Below are 3,116 nucleotides of genomic sequence, written 5' to 3'. Positions count from 1 at the left end.
TTGGTATTGAAACAGCTGAGAATGCATTAATTTTTTTTGGAAATGGTGACCCAGCATACATTACTAAGCGTTTCGACTTAGTATCCGGTGGTCTCAAACTGGCCCAAGAGGATTTTGCATCTCTTGCTGGGATGAGTCCACAAACCCATGGAACAGATTATAAATACCTAGGTAGTTATTGGGATATGTTTGAACTCATGCGTGAAAAATTGCCAAGCTACAAAGTTGAATCGCTCAAATTATTTAAATTATTGATATTCAATTATTTGTTTTCAAATGGAGATGCTCATTTGAAGAACTTTTCAATTATTGAAACACCACTGGGTGATTTCAAATTGAGTCCAGCGTACGATCTTTTAAACAGTCGCATTCATATTGAAGATAAAAACTTTGCTTTAAATGAAGGTTTACTCCCGGCGAGCATGAGACGAGGGAATGTTGCAAAACAATTTCAATTGCTGGCTAATTGTGCAGGAATCCCGGAGAAACAAATGAATGCTATATTGGCATTGATGGTTTCAAAATTAGATCAAGTAAAGATACTAATAGATGCCTCATTTCTAAAAGAGCGAATTCAAAGAAGTTATTTACAAACCTACCAAATGAGATTAAAGAAGCTGAAAAATGAATAGCAAAAATAGATTTTATAAAGTTTTAATTATTTTATCCTTCCCATAATCTTGCACAGTTTCTTCGGAGGAGAAAATGATGAAATCCTCTTTTGTAAATTGAATAGCTATTTGTATTAAGTAATAATTTAATACAAATAGCTATGTTTTTCGACAAATTTTAAATGTAAACTAATCATTACATATTTTGTAATGTAGTCTATTGTTAATATGTAAAATGAATATAGTAACATGTTCAAGGTCGATTATGGAATATCGGAAAAGGTTTATTTGCCAGTATTATCATAATATTATAATTTTAGTAAGACGCTATATTATAATTTTGCTACAACAAGAGATTATAATATTAAAAGTGTACCATGGCAACTCCTTCCGAAAAACTAGCAGCATCCCTTGAGTTATTAAAAGGCCTACAAGACAAAGGTAATATTGCTATAAAAAGTAGTGAGTTAACTCGAACACATAAGGAAAGGCTTTTGAAGAATGGTTTCATAAGTGAGGTATATGCTGGGTGGTATATCATTTCATCGCCAGAAAATAGACAAGGGGATAGTACTTCATGGTATAGTTCTTATTGGAAATTTTGTGCTCAGTATTTGAATGATAAATACAAGTATCAGTGGTGTATGTCTGCTGAGCAATCATTAATGATTCATGCTGGCAATTGGACAGTCCCCAAGCAATTAATTATTAAATCACCTGAAGCTAATAACTTCAAGACCGATTTACGATTTGACACTTCTTTATTTCATATGAAGTCAAAATTGCCACTTAAATCTGAAGTAGAAGTATTGGATGGATTAAGAGTGTTGAGTTTGTCAAATGCTTTAGTGAATGCATCTTTACATACCTATACACAAAATGCTACCGATGTTCGAACAGCATTATCGCTTGTAAAATCATCGGCTGATATTTTAAACATTTTATTAAGTGGGGGGCAATCTATCATAGCCGGCAGACTTGCCGGTGCTTTTAGAAATATTAAAAAAAGTAAGATTGCCGATGACATCATTAAAACAATGCAAGCTGCTGGTTATGATGTTCGTGAGTTAGATCCGTTTACTGATAATTTAAATATATCTTTTTCTTCAAAAGACGCATCGCCATATGAAAATCGTATAAAAATAATGTGGTCTAATTTTAGAAAAATTATAATTGATACATTTCCTCCTGCCCCGGGTGTGCCAAAAAACAAAGATAAATTTATTAACAGCGTTAAAGAGATTTATGTAACAGATGCATATCACTCTTTATCAATTGAACGATATCATGTAACACCTGCGTTAATTGAACGGGTAAGAAACGGAAGTTGGAATGCGAAGGATAATGATGCAGATAGTAAACAAAGAGATGCAATGGCAGCTAAAGGTTACTGGGATGCTTTTCAAATGGTAGAACAAAGTATCCGTAAAGTATTCAACGGAGAGAATGCAGGAGAGGTTTTAGATAATGATCATGGAGATTGGTATCGTGCATTGTTTGGTCCAAGTGTTGTTTCAGGTTTGTTAAAACCTGCCGATTTAGCTGGCTATAGAAATCATCAGGTGTACATCACAAACTCAAAGCATATTCCTTTAAACAGTGAAGCAGTTAGAGATGCTATGCCTGTGTTGATGGAATTATTAGTCCAAGAAAGCGAAGCATCAGTAAAAGCTGTATTAGGTCATTTTATTTTTGTATTTATTCATCCTTATATGGATGGGAATGGTAGAATGGGAAGATTCATCATGAATTTAATGCTTGCGTCAGGAGGTTATCCATGGACTGTGATTCCGGTACAACAAAGAAATGAGTATATGAAATCATTAGAAGAAGCTAGTGTGGACTTAAATATTTTGCCTTTTGTTGAATTTGTAAGTCATTTGGTTAATGAAGGCATGAAAGGAAAACCGGTTGCTAATATTTAATTTTTAAAATAGGCATGACTAATTGGAGAAGTTTATCCTCACTCGCTCCCTCAACTACCAATGGTACGTATTCCCCGATTTGGATATTTTCAAAATGGCTACGATTTCCTGAATTTTAATGGGTCCCTCTCTGTAGTGTATCGATTCTGATTTCCCTTTTCACGACATTTTTTGCAAAATTAATTTGATTTGCGACATTTTTTGCGACATTTTTTCGGTAGGTTCAAATTACGCGCTTTTTTACATTCTAATGGTACTTTCAAAGTGATAGATAATATTTATCATGTATTTTGTAAGCCGTACTTACAGAATACATGATTTTTGTAAGTGACAAACTAAAAATGGGATATATGTAAGTAATGCCCTGGAAGATATTTTTAGATAGGTTATGGGCAGGAGAAATATTGTAGTTCATTCTTTTCCATATTCATTACCGTTTTGAATTAGTTAAGCTGTAATAATCAATAGGTTGGTTGTTTACTTTTCTTCGAGTACTTTCAGTTTTTGTAAAATAATATTCCAATAGGCTGGAATGCCCCCCTGATTCACAGACTAACGGATGTGTTTTTTATAGAATGCA

At 33.5% G+C, this 3,116-nt stretch carries 2 protein-coding genes; both read left to right on the top strand.

Features of this window, described 5'->3' with window-relative positions; all coding sequences use genetic code 11:
* Positions 1-632: type II toxin-antitoxin system HipA family toxin (locus ACOYLT_RS11075; RefSeq protein WP_422853907.1), on the top strand; the 632-nt coding region annotated here is incomplete at its 5' end.
* A gap of 356 nt (positions 633-988) precedes the next feature.
* Entirely contained in the window at positions 989-2,536 is a 1,548-nt protein-coding gene (locus ACOYLT_RS11070; RefSeq protein ID WP_422853906.1) for a Fic family protein, read from the top strand.
* Positions 2,537-3,116 lie beyond the last annotated feature (580 nt).

The organism is Flavobacterium sp. (assembly GCF_049318185.1).
Taxonomy (GTDB): Bacteria; Bacteroidota; Bacteroidia; order Flavobacteriales; family Flavobacteriaceae; genus Flavobacterium.
Note: the sequence above shows the minus strand (reverse complement) of the source record. Positions and strands in the feature narration are given on the sequence as shown.